This is a genomic window from Enterococcus sp. AZ050, from assembly GCF_051715085.1.
Classification (GTDB): domain Bacteria; phylum Bacillota; class Bacilli; order Lactobacillales; family Enterococcaceae; genus Enterococcus; species Enterococcus faecalis.
This window is the reverse complement of the sequence record NZ_JBIOTC010000001.1, coordinates 2,138,828-2,154,866: the sequence shown is the minus strand read 5'-3', so window position 1 is coordinate 2,154,866 and position 16,039 is coordinate 2,138,828. Positions and strand designations below refer to the sequence as shown.

Below are 16,039 nucleotides of genomic sequence, written 5' to 3'. Positions count from 1 at the left end.
TTTATGGGAATTTAGGGAATTGATCGAAATCTGGTGTCCGTTTTTCTTTAAATGCATCTCGGCCTTCTTGTGCTTCAGCCATTGTATAGTAAAGAAGTGTCGCATCACCAGCTAATTGTTGCACACCAGCCAAGCCATCTGTATCGGCATTTAAAGAGGCTTTAATCATCCGTAAAGCAATCGGGCTTTTGGTTAACATTTCTTCTGCCCACTCCATTGTCACATCTTCTACTTGATCCAATGGAACAACGGTATTAATCCAGCCCATATCTAAAGCTTCTTGGGCAGAATATTGTTTACACATAAACCAAACTTCTTTCGCTTTTTTATGGCCGATAACGCGCGCCAAGTAACCTGAGCCGTATCCACCATCAAAGCTACCGACATTTGGTCCTGTTTGCCCAAACTTAGCATTTTCAGCCGCAATTGTTAAATCACAAACTAATTGTAAAACATTGCCGCCACCAATGGACCAGCCTTTCACCATTGCGATGACTGGTTTGGGAATGACACGGATTAACCGTTGTAAATCTAACACATTTAAACGTGGAATGTTGTCTTCGCCAACGTAACCACCATTACCTCGAACTTTTTGATCGCCACCAGAACAGAATGCTTGGTCACCTGCGCCTGTTAAAATAATAACCCCGACATCTTCTTTATCACGACTAATGTTGAATGCATCAATCATTTCCATGACTGTTTTCGGTGTGAATGCGTTGTGAACATGCGGGCGGTTGATAGTAATTTTTGCTACTTTGCCTGCTTGCTCAAATAAAATTTCATCATATTCTTTAATTGTTGTCCAGTTTCTCATTAGGAAACCTCCTTCATTAATCTCATCTTTTCTATTATACACAAGAATCGGCACTTTAGAGAAAAAGTCGCTTGAATTTTAAGAAAAAACATGGCTATTTCAAATTTTCTTCATTCCTGTATAATAAATAAAAAACCTTTTATTCTCTCTTTTATTAGAAAGGACTGATTACTATTCATCTTTTAGAGTATTTAGGCATCACGATTCAACATGTTTCTGCTGAGAAATGTCAGCTTACTTTAGCGGTAAAAGACGTGCATAAACAACCCTATGGCCTTGTCCACGGGGGCTTAAACGGCGTCTTAATTGAAACTGCCTGTAGTTTAGGTGCGAACGAAAACGTTCCTGAAAACACTTTTGCTGTCGGCATAGACTTACAAGTAAATCATCTTCGTAGTGTCCATGATGGTAGCCTTACCGTGATTGCGACGCCCGATCACTCGGGAAAGACCCTTCAAGTTTGGGAAGCAAAAATATATAACGCAGACCACCAATTGACGAGCGTGGGGCGTTGTACCTTAACAAATCGACAAAAAAAACAGTAATCTTTACAGGTTACTGTTTTTTTGTTTATGGTTTTTAATAAGTAATTAGATTACTTCGTTTATTTAATTTTAGTACCAACCATTTGCTAACCAGAATGATTTAGCTGCATCCCATGAACCATAGCGACCTGCTACGTACTGATCTGCCACGCGTTCTTGGTTGGCAGGTGAATAGTCACCATTTAAATAAGAGGCAGATAATTGGTAACGACCGATATACTGCCCGTTTGTTGCATCGTAAGAACCACTAGATTCACGTTGTGCGATCCACTCTTTTGCATCACTGCTTGCGGCAGGTGCTGCTGGTTGCGCTACTTCTTGAGCAACAGGTTGTTGTACTTCTTGTTGTACTGGTTGTGCAACAGGTTGTTCAACTACTTGTTGAACTGGTGCAACTTCTACAGCTGGTGCTGGAGTATTAGCAACTTCTTTTTCTGAACGAATAACTAATTGTTCTCCTTCAAAAATTAAATCAAGGTTTGGCAATTTGTTATCAGAAGCAATTTTTTGAATTAAGCTATTGTCTCCTGCAAATTGATGAGAAATTGTTGATAAAGTATCTCCTGCTTTAACTGTATATAAGCTTTCTGCGTTTGCGTCTGTTCCTAAGAATAATCCTAAACCTGCGGCCAAAGTTGTTCCAAGTAAAATCGTTTTGATTGATTTCATGTATGTTTCTCCTTTGTAATTAAAAATATTTGATTGTTGCTCTTAGCTCTCGGCAACAACCACGTCTGCTTCGCTTTATCGAAACGACTTCACATACTTTATCATCGAATGGCCGGCCGTAGGTGAATATCTCGTGACAATTTATTACTAGAATGTCGGTTTTGTTACATTTTGTAATAAAAAGCTGCTGGAAGCTTGATATTACCCTGTTTATATTTTGCGAAAAAAAGTTAAAAAAACAGGATTTTATTTTTGAGAAACCGTTTTCTAACCCTTGATTAGCCCTTAAATGTCGGTTTTTTTACATTCGTTTCAGTCAAAAAGTAACAAAATGTTAAATATACTAGACATGAGAATGTTTTTTTCAAAAACTCACGCCTAAAAAGAACAGGTGTTTTCTTTGAATTTTTTTTATCATTCACTATTTTTATTTTTCCTTCTATTATATAGATAAATTTTTTGTCGTATTCATTTTTCGATTCTGAAAAAACACTAAGCACTTCCTATTGAAACAAAAAGAGTTAAACAAAAAAATCTTATATTTTGCTTGTTATTTATTCATTTTAATCTTATTCAAAAAAAGAACAGCTAAAACGACTGTGAAAACAAATTATTGAAAATAAAGCAGAATAAATATTCATTTTTATCATAATTCACGAATAAAAAACAAACAATCGCTCGAACGCTTGTTATTTAAAAACATAATCAGTTTTTTCTCTTTCTATTTTCCAATCTATGAGTAATAAAATATATGAATCTACATTTAAGTCATTTTATTATCAAATATTCTGAATATTATAAGAATTGGAGTTTTATCTATGAGTGACAAAGAACAACTTGAGAAATTAGACAAATCCTTTCTGGGACAACCGAAAGGACTAGCAACACTGTTCTTCACAGAAATGTGGGAACGTTTCAGTTACTACGGCATGCGTGCTATTCTAATGTATTACATTTACGATACCGTAGCCAATGGCGGTTTAGGTCTCCCCAAAGCAACTGCCTTAGCCATCATGTCCATTTATGGATCAATGGTTTTCATGTCCAGTATCATTGGCGGTTGGGTCTCTGACCGTGTCTTAGGTTCAAGGAAAACTGTTTTTATTGGTGGTTTGTTAATCATTGCTGGACATATTGTTCTCGCTACCCCATTTGGTGTCCCCGCCTTATTCGTTTCTATTATGTTAATTGTATTTGGGACTGGGATGTTAAAACCAAACGTTTCAGGGATGGTTGGCCATCTTTATTCAAAAACTGACTTACGTAGAGATGCAGGCTTCTCCATTTTTTACATGGGGATTAATATCGGAGCCTTAATCGCTCCCCTTGTTGTCGGAACTTTAGGACAAGAATATAATTATCATTTAGGCTTTTCCGTTGCCGCAGTAGGGATGTTCTTCGGGCTACTACAATATTATTTCCAAGGACGTAAATCTCTTGCTGGGATTGGTCAGGCCCCAACTAATCCAATGTCTAAAGAAGAGCAAAAGAAATTTGCTAAAGCATTTATGTTGGCAATTGTCGTTGCTTTACTTATTTTTGGTGGCGCCTATGTCACAGGACATTTAACAATTGATTTCTTTATTAATACCATCAGCGTGTTAGGAATCCTGTTACCAGTTTATTATTTCAGCAAAATGTTAACGTCTAAAGATGTCACTGCTGAAGAAAAACCAAAAGTTCTGGCTTACTTGCCATTATTCTTAGCAGCAATTGTTTTCTGGTCATTGGAAGAACAAGGTTCGTCTATTCTTGCTCTATTTGCAAATGAACGGACGCAAACGAGTTTGTTTGGCTTCCCTATTGCCGCTAGCTGGTTCCAATCATTAAATCCTGTATTCGTAGTTATTTTGACCCCTATTTTTGTTACATTATGGACAAAACTAGGTAAACGTCAACCATCAACAGTTGTGAAGTTTTCACTAGGGCTAGTCTTTGCTGGTCTTTCCTTCGTCTTATTAATGTTGCCAGGTCTACTTTATGGTACCGAAGGACGGGTGAGTCCACTTTGGTTATTCTTTAGTTTCTTCATTATGATTGTCGGAGAAATGTGTTTATCTCCCGTTGGCTTATCGATTACTACAAAATTAGCACCGAAAGCTTTCGAAGCTCAAACCGTTGCTATTTGGTTATTAGCAGATGCCGCTTCACAAGCCATTAACGCTCAAATTGCTCGTTTCTATACACCTGGAACAGAGTCAGCATATTTTGGGATTGTCGGACTTGTAGCTGTCGTTGCTGGGATTCTCTTATTCATTGTGAAAAAACCAATCCAAAACTTAATGGGTGACGTCCGTTAAACCGTCAAAAAAGTTGCCTTTCTCTTTTTTGAAAGGCAACTTTTTTATACAGCGTTTTGATAACGTTTTCATCAAGTAGTATACTAAATAGAAGGAGGACGAGGACATGCGTTACTTAATTGGCGGTATTTTTTTATTGATTAGTATCTGGCAATTCATTGTTACTGGACGAACATTTTCCTACTTAAAGAAAGAGGGCGGCAAAAGAACCTCACCATTTATTCTGTTAGGACTATGGAGTAGCTTAGTGTTTGCTATTATTTCATTTGCTGTGGCGATTGCTTCTTTCTTTTATGTGAGTTTTTAGTAGAAGGCTAGCCATAAGTAAAAGGAGCGAGATTGCTAGTCTCGCTCCTTTACTTATTTATTATGGTTGTTTTCCAATATAAGCTAAAATTCCACCATCGACATATAAGATATGTCCGTTAACAAAGTCAGAAGCGTTAGATGCTAAGAAAACTGCTGGGCCAGCTAAGTCTGCTGGTGTGCCCCAACGATTAGCAGGTGTTCGTCCCAAGATGAATTCGTTAAATGGATGCCCTGGTTCTCTTAATGGCGCCGTCTGTGGCGTTTCAATGTAGCCAGGTCCAATCCCATTACATTGAATATTATATTGTCCATATTCAGAAGCAATATTTTTCGTTAACATTTTTAGTCCGCCTTTTGCTGCCGCGTACGCACTAACTGTTTCACGACCTAGTTCACTCATCATTGAACAGATATTGATAATTTTGCCATGACCCTTTTCAATCATATCTGGAATAACCGCTTTTGCCATAATAAATGGCGCATTCAAGTCAACATCAATCACTTGACGGAACTCTTCTGCTGACATATCCACCATTGGAATTCGTTTAATAATTCCCGCATTATTGACTAAAATATCAATAGAGCCGACTTCTTCTTTAATCTGAGCGACCATCGCTTGAACTTGCTCTTCATCAGTGACATCACACACATAACCACGTGCTTCAATCCCTGCGGCCCGATAATTTTCCAAGCCTTGTTCAACTGATTCAGGAGATAAGTTATTAAAAACAATTGTTGCTCCTGCTTCAGCTAGGGATTTCGCAATCTCAAAGCCAATCCCATAAACAGCACCTGTAATTAACGCTACTTTTCCATCTAATTGAAAATCATTCATTTTAAATTCCATGTTTTCTCCTCTTTCTTTAGTTTATTTTAATTGATCCATTGCAACCATATCCATGTCTGTGTACGTAATATTTTCTCCGCACATGGCCCAAATAAAGGAATAATTACTTGTACCAACCCCAGAATGAATTGACCAGCTTGGTGAAATAGCTGCTTGTTCATTACTCATTACTAAATGTTTCGTTTCGTCTGGTTTACCCATCATGTGGAAAATCCGCGTATCTTCTTCCATATCAAAATAAACATACGCTTCCATACGACGTTCATGTGTATGACAAGGCATTGTATTCCAAGCGCTACCTGGTTCTAAAATGGTGTAACCCATTTGTAACTGGCAACTTTCACAAACGTTCGGATGAATGTATTGGTAAATTTTACGTTGGTTCAATGTTAATGGATCACCCGTTTCCATTGGGGTAATTTCATCAATACTAATTTTTACGTTGGGATATTTGTGATGTGCTGGCACACAACTAATGTAAAATTTCGCTGGATTATCAGGGTTTTCTGAAGAAAAACGAACATGTTTTGTTTCTTTCCCAATATAATAGCCATCTTGTTTTTTCATTGTTTCTTTGGCGCCATCAATTTCAATAAAGCCGGGTCCCCCAATATTAATAACCCCTAGTTCACGACGTTCTAAGAAATAATCAACTCCTAATTCCTTGTCCAAAATAATTTCTAATTCTTCTGTGGTCGGTGTCACACCACCAAAAATCATCCGATCATTATGTGTGTAGGTTAAGCTGATTGCACCTGGAATAAAAACTTTCTCTACTAAAAATTCATCTCTCAATTGTTCTGTTGAATAGTGACGGATATCCGCCGGACTATGTGTATAACGTGTTTCCATATTTTGCATAACTAAAATCTCCTATCTATTTATTTTTCCTGAGCCCGTTGCCAAAAAAGCAAGGACTTCTTTTTGACTAAATTGATTACAATCACCATGGACAGTATGTTTTAACGCACTAGCCGCTGTCGCAAAATCAATACAGGTTTGTGGATCATAGGCAGCTAATATGCCATGTAAAACCCCACCAGCAAACGCATCACCGGCACCGAGACGGTCAACAATCGGTTGTAATCGATGACATTTGGACGTATAATACGCACCTTTGTACCATAGCGTTCCGATTAATTCATTATCTGTCGCTGAATGAACTTGACGTTTGGTTGAATAAAATACTTGAATGTTGGGATAACGTTCTTGCATTTTTCGGTAGTACCACGTTAATGCGTCTTCAAGTTCTTCCTCTGGTTCTGGAATCTCCAGTAAATAACGAGCATCTAATACCCCAGCTGAACAAATATCAACAAATGGAAGAATGGCCTTCAATGCCACGCTCGCTTCTTTCTGGGACCAAAGTTTCCCTCGATAATTAATGTCAAAACTTACTTGGCACCCTGCTTGCTTCGCTGCTTTAACTAGCGCAACCGTCATACTTTGCCACGTTTTTGATAACGCCGCTGTAATCCCTGAAATATGAAAGATCTCTACTCCTGAAAACAGCTCATGTAAGTCCCATTCCATTTCTTCGATTTGAGCAAAGCTTGAATAGGCGCGATCATAGACAACACTGGCTGCTCGTTCTCCTGTACCAGTTTCCAAGTAATACGTTCCTAGACGTGTTCCGCCAGTTCGTACAAATTCCGTTGAAACCCCATAACGACTTAAATGCTTTTTGGCGGCTTCTCCTAATGAATTATCGGGCACTTTACTAGCAAAAGTCACTTGGTGGCCATAGTTCGCTAACGAAATCGCTACATTTGCTTCACCACCGCCGTAATGTACAGCGAAATTTTCTGTTTGTGCTACGCGTATTCCGACAGGCGTGGACAAACGCAACATGATTTCTCCCAATGTTACGACTTTCCCCATGTGCCTACACCCCTTTGATTGCTTGGAATTTTTCCATATAGGTTTGGGCAACCTCACGAACTTTTTCAAAATCCCCAGTTGCTGCTGGCGCTAACAGATTGCCACCAACACCGACAGCCGTCACACCTGCAGCAAACCACTCGGCCATATTTTCCAAACTGACACCACCCGTTGGCATAATATTTAACTGAGGCAATGGCGCTTTAAATGCTGAAATAACACTCGGTCCATAAACACTTCCCGGAAATAGTTTAATAATATCTGCTCCGCTTTTCAGTGCTTCTTTCATTTCTGTGATGGTCATACAGCCTGGCAAGTAGGGAACTTGATATAAATTGCAAATTTTAGCGGTTTCTTCATCGAAGCTTGGACTCACAATATATTCAGCCCCTGCTACAATAGCTAAACGAGCAGTCGTAGCATCCAAAACTGTCCCCGCACCAATGACTACGTCAGGATTCTCTTGGTATAACGCAACTAATTCCTGAATCACTTCTGTTGCTTGAGGAACAGTAAAGGTTAACTCAATCCCCCGCATACCGCCTGCTACAATAGCTTGACTAGCTTTTAGCGCTTCCTCTTTTGTCTTTCCGCGAACCACAGCAATCACGCCAGCATTTTCTAATTTTTGTAAAATTGATACTCGCTTCAACAGACTCCCTCATTTCTTATTTAGAAATATATATTTATTATAAAGAAATTTACAACTTCATTATACAGATAAAAAAAGAAAATGCAAACGTTTTTACAAAAATAAAAAAAGAAAGACAAACAAAAATCCCAATCGACTTTTGTTTGTCTTTCTTTTTCTACTATAATTTCGCTTCAATCGCTGCTTTTGTTGCCAAAAGGGCTTGATTAATCGTCGTTTTATTTTCCTCTGTCAAACGATATTTCGGCATGCTTACACTAAAAGCACCCGCAATTTCGCCATCTTTCATTAAAGATACTCCGCTACAGAAAATATCTTGTTCAATTTCTTCATCATCGTAAGCAACCCCCGTTTGTTGCACTTGTTTTAATTCTTTTTTCAAACGCAAGGGATTGGTAATCGTATTTTCGGTATAGGGAATTAATGTCTGCGTGTCTAAATATTGTTGCACTTGTTCTTCCGAAAATTCTGCTAAAACGGCTTTACCCATGGCCGAATTATACAACGGTCGAGTAATTCCCACTTTCGAGGACATGCGAATCGTTTGATTTTTCGGTTCTAATTTATTGATATACAGAATTTCATTATTATTTAAAATCCCTAAATGAATGGTTTCATCGACCGTATTTTGAAGGTTTTCTAAATAAGGTACCGCAATTTCAGCTAAATCGATTTGCTCCACACTTTGATTCGCATAGCGAATCAATTTTGTTCCTAAGCGGTACGTCTTGTTCGTGTCTTTTTGAACATAGCCAATTAATGTTAAGGTTTCTAAAATTTTGATTGCCGTTGATGCCGTCATTTCGGTATTCTTTGCAATTTCCTGTAAGGTTTGATCGGGTTGTAAACTTAGACAGTCCATGATTTTAGCCGCTTTTAACAAGACTGTTCCGTAAGGTTTTGTTTCTTTCATCGAAACCCTCCTTTTCCATATAAGAAATTATATAGAAAAATAAAGAAATTGCAAGAAAAAAAGAACTCGAAGATTCATTCAGTAACGTTTTACTTTCACTTCAGGTCTTTCTCCCAGTCCTATTTCATTCTTATTTTCTTTTCTTTAACTCATCAGAAACATCTGCATCCTTAGGAATTAAAAGATACTCACTGACTTCTGTGGTTTCATTAAATACGACATATAATTTTTGTTCTTCATCGAAATCGCCTAAATCAATCGCTACGTAATTAGGACAAACTTCTGAGATACCATGAAACATTTGACTAAAGATTTTTTTCGTCATCCCCACATTACGATGCTGCTCTTCTGCTTTTTCCACCGCACTTTGTAACGTATATCCTTCATCTAAAAAACGCTTGATCCAATGCACTTTGACGACTGTATGTAACCGATATTTCCGTGGACCGTTTGCGTCTTTCGCAATGGAAGAAATATACCCTTTTTCTTCCCAATAACGAAGTTGACGTGGCGAAACTTCAGCAATTTCACTTAGTTCACTAATTCCTATCAACAAATTTTCTTCATTTAACAAACGCTGAATCATTTTTGACCACATTAGTTTAACTTCCTTTCCCTTATCCTTTCCTTAATTGTAGTTTTTTTTACACCTTTGTCAAGTAAGTTGACAAAGATTCTAATTAGTTGTAAAGTAGTTAATGCAATTTAATTTGAAACTTACAGAAAAAGGAGCGATATATGTGACTTCACAACAACCTGTGGATATTCACGGAAAACCTTATAACCGGTCGTTACTAGTCGGCGTTTTACTAATCGGAACATTTTGTACGATTTTAAACCAAACACTTTTAACGACGGCCTTACCTACATTAATGAAAGAATTTGATATTTCAGCTTCAAGTGTACAGTGGCTAACCACTGGATTCCTACTTGTGAACGGCATTATGATTCCCATCAGTGCTTGGTTGATTAACAAATTTAGTTCAAAAAAATTATACATAACAGCGATGTCAACGTTCTTAATCGGAACCATCATCTGTTTTGTAGCTCAAGACTTCGGCATGTTATTGACTGGACGTCTTGTTCAAGCCGCAGGGGTCGGCGTATCTATGCCTCTTTTACAAACAATTATGCTTTCAATTTTCCCGCCTGAAAAACGTGGCGCTGCCATGGGCACAACGGGAATTGTTATCGGATTAGCACCCGCTTTAGGTCCAACATTATCTGGTTGGATTATTGATTCTTATACATGGCGTGACCTTTTTGGGATGGTCATTCCAATTGTCGTTTTAGTCCTAATTTTAGCTTCATTTTTAATGAAAAATGTCATCCAATTATCTAATCCAAGTATCGATGTCTTATCGGTCATTCTTTCTACTCTTGGCTTTGGTAGCTTACTTTACGGTTTCTCAAGCGTTGGTGATAAAGGTTGGGGTAGCCCGCAAGTCTATGGATTCTTAATTGTTGGTGCGATTGTTTTATGTCTTTTTACATATCGACAATTGCATTTAGAACAACCTTTCTTAGAACTACGCGTTTTTAAATCAAAAGTCTTTACTGTTGCAGCCATTTTATCTGGCGTAACCAACATGGCAATGATTGGTGCCGAAATGGTTTTACCTTTGTATATCCAAAATATTCGTGGTGAATCTGCCTTCCATTCAGGGTTAATGCTTTTACCAGGAGCGTTAGTCATGGGACTTATGATGCCAGTAACTGGTCGCATTTTTGATAAAATTGGTGCCCGTCGTCTTGCGATTACTGGGATGTTTATTTTAACAGCTGCAACGTTACCGTTTGCTTTCTTAACAAAAGCAACACCTATTATTTATATCATTGTCCTATATGCGATTCGGATGTTTGGTATTTCGATGGTCATGATGCCTGTGACAACTTCTGGCATGAATGCTTTACCAATGAATTTATTAAGTCACGGAACTGCTGTAAACAACACCTTCCGACAAGTAGCCAGCTCAATTGGAACAGCTGTTTTGATTAGTGTTTTAACAAATGTTACCAAAGACGGCTTACCTGCATCGGACTTATTAAAAACAGCCCCACTCGCTTATCGCGATCAAGCAACAAACGCAACACTAAACGGTTATCACGCAGCCTTCTTCGTGGCAACAATCTTTGGCGTTCTCGGCTTGGCGATTACTTTCTTCTTAAATAAAAAAGAAGCGATGCCTGTTAAGGAAGTAGGTGCAATGAAATAATGATTATTTTCCTTTTAATCCTTTGCGTGTTAGGCTTTGCCTATACGAATGTATTTGGCCGAAAAGTCTGGCATAAATTCTGTATGGTTATTTTTGGTTTAGGGTTCTTAGCTTCGTTAAGTCTTATCGTTTTAAACGATAAAGATCATTTTGGTATGACCGAAGTTACTCAGGACAAAACGTTTGAACTAAAAAGCAGTAGTTCAAGCAAAGATGGCCCCAACATGTTATTGTACCAGCCGTTGGGCGATGGTTCCGAAAAAGTTTATTTATATAACACACCAGATAAAAAGAAACTACAAAAAACAGGAACGGAAAATGTCACAAACACAGTTCAAAAAGATGCTCAAAAAGCCACATTAGTCCAAAAAACGACGAAATGGTCTTATCAAGAGTCTTGGGCCAAAACACTATTTGGCCTTGCTGACAACGATAACCAATTTGCAAAACAAGAAAACACCTTCAACGTTGCTAGTGACTGGCTAGTTTTAAGTGCTGATCAAGCCAAAAAATTAGGCGAATATATGGAACAACATGCCACTGATATCAAAAAAGAAGGGACTGAAACAGTTGGCAAAAAAATGATGGCCGCTATGATGGCGAATCCATCAATGTCCCAAGAAGAACAAGCGAAACTCACCGAACAATATACCAAAGAGTTTCAACAAGAATTGATTCAGAAAATTCTTAGTGATATGAAATAAAAAAGCGAGCTTGATAGGATCATCAAACAAGATGTGACTACCAAGCTCTTCTTTTTAATTATAAATCGCTTTAATCGGATCCATCCTCGAGGCACCAATTGCTGGAATAATCCCGAAAAAGATACCTGTGAAGACCGAAACTAATGTTGAAATAGCAAAGATGGACGGCGTAATAATTGGCGTAATCGAAATATACCCACCGACCACAGTTGCCAATAAATAGCCGCAGCCGACACCAATCAAACCACCAATCAATGTGATAAACGCTGCTTCCATTAAAAATTGGAATAAAATGACTCGTGGTTTAGCACCAATGGCCCGACGAATCCCGATTTCTCGTTTCCGTTCCGTGACAGACACATACATGATGTTCATGACGCCAATTCCCCCGACTAATAGGGAGATTGCAGTAATTGCCATCAGAAACATTGTCATACCCGTGACCATTTCTTCCATTTGTTGTTGGAGTTGTTGGTCTTGGTCGTTTTCTTTAAACGTTCCTTTCACTTCAGGATGATTTTCACTTAAAATAGTGATTGCCTGTCCTAAAATTGCTTCACGGTCCGCTCCCTCACGAACTTTAATATTGATGCCACTAATTGCTTTTGTTTTCGCTAATTTATTGTATGATTCTCGAGAAACAAAACTACTCATAGCAGTTGCCCAATCATCGTTCATGCCCAAATTATCTAAATCTTTTGGTGCTAAAATACCAATCACCTTGTACATATAACCACCAATTGAAACAGCTTTTCCAATGAGTTGGCTAGGATCATCAAGCCGAATTTGCGCTTCAAAGATATCATGATTTAAGACAATCGCATCTGTATTTGCATCGCTCGGTTGAAAATCACGACCATATAAAATATCATTCTGCCCTTTAGTCGACGTAATGGATAAATTCGCCTGCGCCCCAAAATAATCCATTGGTACAAACAAATTGTCTCCGCCCCCCATCATTGATTCACCATATTGAGGATAAATACTTTCAATTCCTTGAATGTCTTGTAATTTTTTCAAGTCCACTCGGCTAAACGTATAATCTGGCTCTTCATAGGACATAAAATTGTCACTGCTACCATCTGACATTGTATAATGAATCTTCAAAACATCCGCGTTCACTGCACTGGATGCCTTCACAACTTGACGCTTCATCCCTTCACCTAGCGCAGAAATCGTTACGACTGATGTAATCCCAATAATAATCCCGACCATCGTTAAAAATACCCGCAACTTATGTGCCTTTAAGCTTAAAAAAGTACTAACAAATAAATTAGCAATCATCTAATCACCTCTTCTTCCAAAAAGCGACCATCTTTCATATGAATCACTCGTGAGGCATATTTTTTCATATCTTCATCATGTGTCACCATGACAATTGTTTTGCCCTGTTCATTCAATTCTTTCAATAATTCCATAATTTCTGTACCCGTTTCACTATCCAATGCCCCAGTCGGTTCATCAGCCATAATCAATAATGGATCATTCACCAAGGAACGAGCAATGGCTACTCTTTGTTGCTGTCCTCCAGAAAGTTCAGTAACTTTTGATTTGGCTTTTGTTTCCAAACCGACAATTTTTAGGTATTTTTCAGCAATCGCTTTTTTCTCAGCGCGGCTTTTTTTCCCTTCATAAACACAGGGCAATTGAACATTTTGACTAACATTTAAGGAATTAATCAAGAAAAATTGTTGAAAAATAAACCCTAGATATTCATTGCGAAAGGCTGATTTTTTATTTTCAGACAATTTTGAAACATCTGTTCCTGAGAAATGATAACTTCCGTCTGTTAAGCGATCCAAGAAACCAATAATGTTCATCAGCGTTGTCTTACCGCTGCCGGACTTCCCCATGATTAAAATGAACTCTCCTTGATGGATGGTCAAGTTCAATTCTTTTAAAACATGTAGTTTTTCCTTACCTACTGGATAGAACTTGTTAATGTCCCGCAATTCAATGAGGGGTTGATTTGTATTGTTTGCTTCCACCATCAAGCCCTCCTATTTCGACGCATCTGTCAGTGATTCGTTGGTTGCTGATTCATCAGAAGCAATCGCTGCATCTGATTCAACAATATCACCGACTTTTACTGGTTTTTTTGAAGAAATAACCACTCGGTCGGCTGATTCTAAGCCAGATTCAATCGCCATTTTGTCGCCATTTTCTTGCCCGACTTGGACATCACGACGAATGATGGTTCCAAAATCATTCACTAAAACGTAGGCCTGTTCACCCTCTTTTTGAATCGCTTTTTTCGGTAACTCAATCGCCCCTAAATCGCCTAAATCAATGGTTGCTTGCATATGATAGCCATTTTTGACTTTGTCTAAATTGGCAACGCAATTTTGACGCTATAACTAGACATCGTTGTGCCGCCCTCTGGATTGCCACTCGCGGCATCGCTGTTGCCTTCAGGAGGATTATCATCGATGTAAGAAATTGAGCCATCCACAACCACATTATTGGAAACAGAAGTTAGTTTAGCTTTTTGCCCAACACTAATTTTAGTCAAGTCCTTTTCATTCACTTTCCCAGCTAAATAAAGATCTTCTGAAGTTAACCGTAAAATCGGTGAATTGGCATCTTTTACTTCTGGAATTGATACGCGACCTTTGAAATTAGCCTTTGTGGAAATATATTGCTTCGCTCCTAAATCCGCTAAGGTTTCATTGGTGAAGGTAATCTCTTCATCTACTGCATCGACTTCTGTTTGATATTGTTCATTTAAATCATCACCAGACATCGTGCGGTCTTCTTCTTTAGTTTTATTAAATTTATCAATGGCCCGATTCCACTTATTATAGATATTCGCCCGCTTCGTTTCTAATTTGGCTAAGCTATTTTGTTGTGCCTCAATTTCTTTTGTGACCGCCTCATCTTCGTAAGTAAATAGTTCTGTGCCTGCATCTACGACATCGCCGTTTTTCACCTTAATCTCTGGATCCTTTGTTATTTTTTGATCACGCGCAAAGGCTTCCATTTGTTCCGGTTGGATGACACCGTTAATATAAATTTGTTGCAAGTCAGGAACATCAAAATAGTCAATTCCCCAGTCATCTTTAGGCGCTTGCTTGACAGCTACTTGTTGTGCATTTTTATTTAACGCATTCACAGTTACGATGCCCCCAACCGCAATTACCGCAACTGCCCCCAATATAATTATCGTTTTCTTCTTCATTTTCTTCGTTTCATCTCCTCATTCTGTCTATTTTCCCCAACAAACTAAATTGCTCGGTCGTTCACTTATACCTATTTAACCATGCTTGAATTCAAGAAACAAGGGCATTTCTCTAGGCCTTTAGTCTGATTTATTTCATTTTTGTTCATTTTTTTATTTATTTCACGACAATAAACAACCATTGTTGGGTCTATGTGTTTCAACAATCAAAAAAGGTTATTTTTATGTTATTTATAACTAAACTATGCGCAATCGAGATTTTTTGCTTCTTTTTTTATTTAAGGTACACTAGAAGAAACAATTGAAAGTGAGGGCTTGCCATGAAAATTATTATTTTTGGCGGTAGCGGTTTTTTAGGTCAACAAATCGCAAAAATTTTAGTCCAACGCCAACATCAAGTCATCAGTGTTTCACGTCATGGAAAGCCTGCCACGCTCTCCGCATCTTGGAGCCACCAAGTGCAGTGGGTATGCTCCGATGTTACTCGTGACACGAATTGGCAAGAACAAGTCCAGCGTGCTGACTGGGTCATTGATACGGTAGGTATTTTATTTGAAAATCCACGAAAAAAGAAAACCTATCAACGGCTAATTCTGACGCCCGTGAAAAAAATCAGCTCTTTTTTAGCACAACAAAAAAAGCCAGCTAAGTTTTTATTTATTTCAGCCAATACTGTTCCTTTCCCTTTGAGAAAATATATGGATGCCAAATTGGCAGCGGAGGAACTAATCCACCAAGAAGTCGCCGAAGCAGTAATTTTTTATCCTAGTTTACTTGTAGGTCAAGAACGTACCGGCACCATACTTTTTAGTAAATGTATTTATTTTTTTAAGAAAATCCCCTTTTTAAAGAACTTATTTATTGGCTATGATCCCGTGCCTGTGGCAGAAATGGCACAAGAAATTGTTCACGTTTTAGAAGGCGGCAATTCTATTTACACACACAGAAGGACCCGCTAACAATTTATCTCTCAATCGTCTCTGTCTAGAGGCGGTTTTTTTGTGTTAC

16 protein-coding genes and 1 pseudogene are annotated in these 16,039 nt (G+C 38.2%); 6 read left to right on the top strand and 11 right to left on the bottom strand.

Features of this window, described 5'->3' with window-relative positions:
• Position 1 precedes the first annotated feature (1 nt).
• Positions 2 to 871 carry a 1,4-dihydroxy-2-naphthoyl-CoA synthase gene (gene menB / locus IGJ04_RS10535; protein ID WP_002391106.1) on the bottom strand — a complete coding sequence of 290 codons (870 nt, stop codon included), beginning with the start codon at positions 869 to 871 and terminating at the stop codon, positions 2 to 4.
• Positions 872 to 981: 110 nt separating this feature from the next.
• Between menB and IGJ04_RS10530 the strand changes: the two genes are divergently transcribed.
• Positions 982 to 1,362, top strand: a complete 381-nt coding sequence (locus IGJ04_RS10530; protein ID WP_002361187.1) for a PaaI family thioesterase — start codon at positions 982 to 984, stop codon at positions 1,360 to 1,362.
• A 69-nt stretch (positions 1,363 to 1,431) separates the two neighbouring features.
• Here IGJ04_RS10530 and IGJ04_RS10525 read toward each other — a convergent pair whose 3' ends face one another.
• Positions 1,432 to 2,031, bottom strand: coding sequence for a LysM peptidoglycan-binding domain-containing protein (locus tag IGJ04_RS10525; RefSeq protein WP_002355317.1), 600 nt, complete (start codon positions 2,029 to 2,031; stop codon positions 1,432 to 1,434).
• Between the two features lie 818 nt (positions 2,032 to 2,849).
• Here IGJ04_RS10525 and IGJ04_RS10520 point away from each other — a divergent pair.
• Positions 2,850 to 4,331, top strand: coding sequence for a peptide MFS transporter (locus tag IGJ04_RS10520; protein WP_002355315.1), 1,482 nt, complete (start codon positions 2,850 to 2,852; stop codon positions 4,329 to 4,331).
• 106 nt (positions 4,332 to 4,437) lie between these two features.
• Entirely contained in the window at positions 4,438 to 4,638 is a 201-nt protein-coding gene (locus IGJ04_RS10515) for a hypothetical protein (RefSeq protein ID WP_002355314.1), read from the top strand.
• A gap of 60 nt (positions 4,639 to 4,698) precedes the next feature.
• Here the strand turns inward: IGJ04_RS10515 and IGJ04_RS10510 are convergent, their stop codons facing one another.
• The 6 genes from IGJ04_RS10510 to IGJ04_RS10485 form a co-directional block, all read right to left on the bottom strand.
• Positions 4,699 to 5,487 (bottom strand): gluconate 5-dehydrogenase, encoded by a 789-nt coding sequence (locus IGJ04_RS10510; protein WP_002362994.1) that lies wholly within the window; start codon positions 5,485 to 5,487, stop codon positions 4,699 to 4,701.
• A gap of 21 nt (positions 5,488 to 5,508) precedes the next feature.
• A complete protein-coding gene (gene kduI, locus IGJ04_RS10505) occupies positions 5,509 to 6,348 on the bottom strand; it encodes a 5-dehydro-4-deoxy-D-glucuronate isomerase (protein ID WP_002355301.1) in 840 nt (279 codons plus the stop codon).
• Positions 6,349 to 6,360: 12 nt separating this feature from the next.
• On the bottom strand, positions 6,361 to 7,368 hold the full coding sequence (locus tag IGJ04_RS10500; protein ID WP_438840192.1) for a PfkB family carbohydrate kinase: 1,008 nt from the start codon (positions 7,366 to 7,368) through the stop codon (positions 6,361 to 6,363).
• Between the two features lie 4 nt (positions 7,369 to 7,372).
• Positions 7,373 to 8,020, bottom strand: coding sequence for a bifunctional 4-hydroxy-2-oxoglutarate aldolase/2-dehydro-3-deoxy-phosphogluconate aldolase (locus tag IGJ04_RS10495; protein WP_002375826.1), 648 nt, complete (start codon positions 8,018 to 8,020; stop codon positions 7,373 to 7,375).
• 160 nt (positions 8,021 to 8,180) lie between these two features.
• Positions 8,181 to 8,933, bottom strand: a complete 753-nt coding sequence (locus IGJ04_RS10490) for an IclR family transcriptional regulator (RefSeq protein WP_002355294.1) — start codon at positions 8,931 to 8,933, stop codon at positions 8,181 to 8,183.
• Between the two features lie 130 nt (positions 8,934 to 9,063).
• A complete protein-coding gene (locus tag IGJ04_RS10485; RefSeq protein ID WP_002383688.1) occupies positions 9,064 to 9,531 on the bottom strand; it encodes a MerR family transcriptional regulator in 468 nt (155 codons plus the stop codon).
• Between the two features lie 100 nt (positions 9,532 to 9,631).
• Here IGJ04_RS10485 and IGJ04_RS10480 point away from each other — a divergent pair, with 100 nt between their 5' ends.
• Both IGJ04_RS10480 and IGJ04_RS10475 read left to right on the top strand, forming a co-directional pair.
• Positions 9,632 to 11,149: an MDR family MFS transporter gene (locus tag IGJ04_RS10480; RefSeq protein WP_002389910.1), complete on the top strand. Its 1,518-nt coding sequence runs from the start codon at positions 9,632 to 9,634 to the stop codon at positions 11,147 to 11,149.
• Positions 11,149 to 11,853 (top strand): DUF4811 domain-containing protein, encoded by a 705-nt coding sequence (locus IGJ04_RS10475; protein WP_137207967.1) that lies wholly within the window; start codon positions 11,149 to 11,151, stop codon positions 11,851 to 11,853. The genes IGJ04_RS10480 and IGJ04_RS10475 overlap by 1 nt, the downstream gene beginning before the upstream one ends.
• A gap of 54 nt (positions 11,854 to 11,907) precedes the next feature.
• Here the strand turns inward: IGJ04_RS10475 and IGJ04_RS10470 are convergent, their stop codons facing one another.
• The 3 genes and pseudogenes from IGJ04_RS10470 to IGJ04_RS10460 all read right to left on the bottom strand — a co-directional run bounded on the left by IGJ04_RS10470 (position 11,908) and on the right by IGJ04_RS10460 (position 15,031).
• A complete protein-coding gene (locus tag IGJ04_RS10470; RefSeq protein WP_010707861.1) occupies positions 11,908 to 13,137 on the bottom strand; it encodes an ABC transporter permease in 1,230 nt (409 codons plus the stop codon).
• Positions 13,134 to 13,844, bottom strand: coding sequence for an ABC transporter ATP-binding protein (locus tag IGJ04_RS10465; protein ID WP_002383683.1), 711 nt, complete (start codon positions 13,842 to 13,844; stop codon positions 13,134 to 13,136). The genes IGJ04_RS10470 and IGJ04_RS10465 overlap by 4 nt, the downstream gene beginning before the upstream one ends.
• A gap of 9 nt (positions 13,845 to 13,853) precedes the next feature.
• Positions 13,854 to 15,031, bottom strand: a pseudogene (locus tag IGJ04_RS10460) (efflux RND transporter periplasmic adaptor subunit).
• 320 nt (positions 15,032 to 15,351) lie between these two features.
• On the opposite strand from IGJ04_RS10460, the gene IGJ04_RS10455 reads away from it, so the two are divergent.
• The gene (locus IGJ04_RS10455; protein ID WP_002373205.1) at positions 15,352 to 15,990 is read left to right on the top strand and encodes an NAD(P)H-binding protein; all 639 of its coding nucleotides are present in this window, start codon (positions 15,352 to 15,354) and stop codon (positions 15,988 to 15,990) included.
• Positions 15,991 to 16,039: the final 49 nt, after the last annotated feature.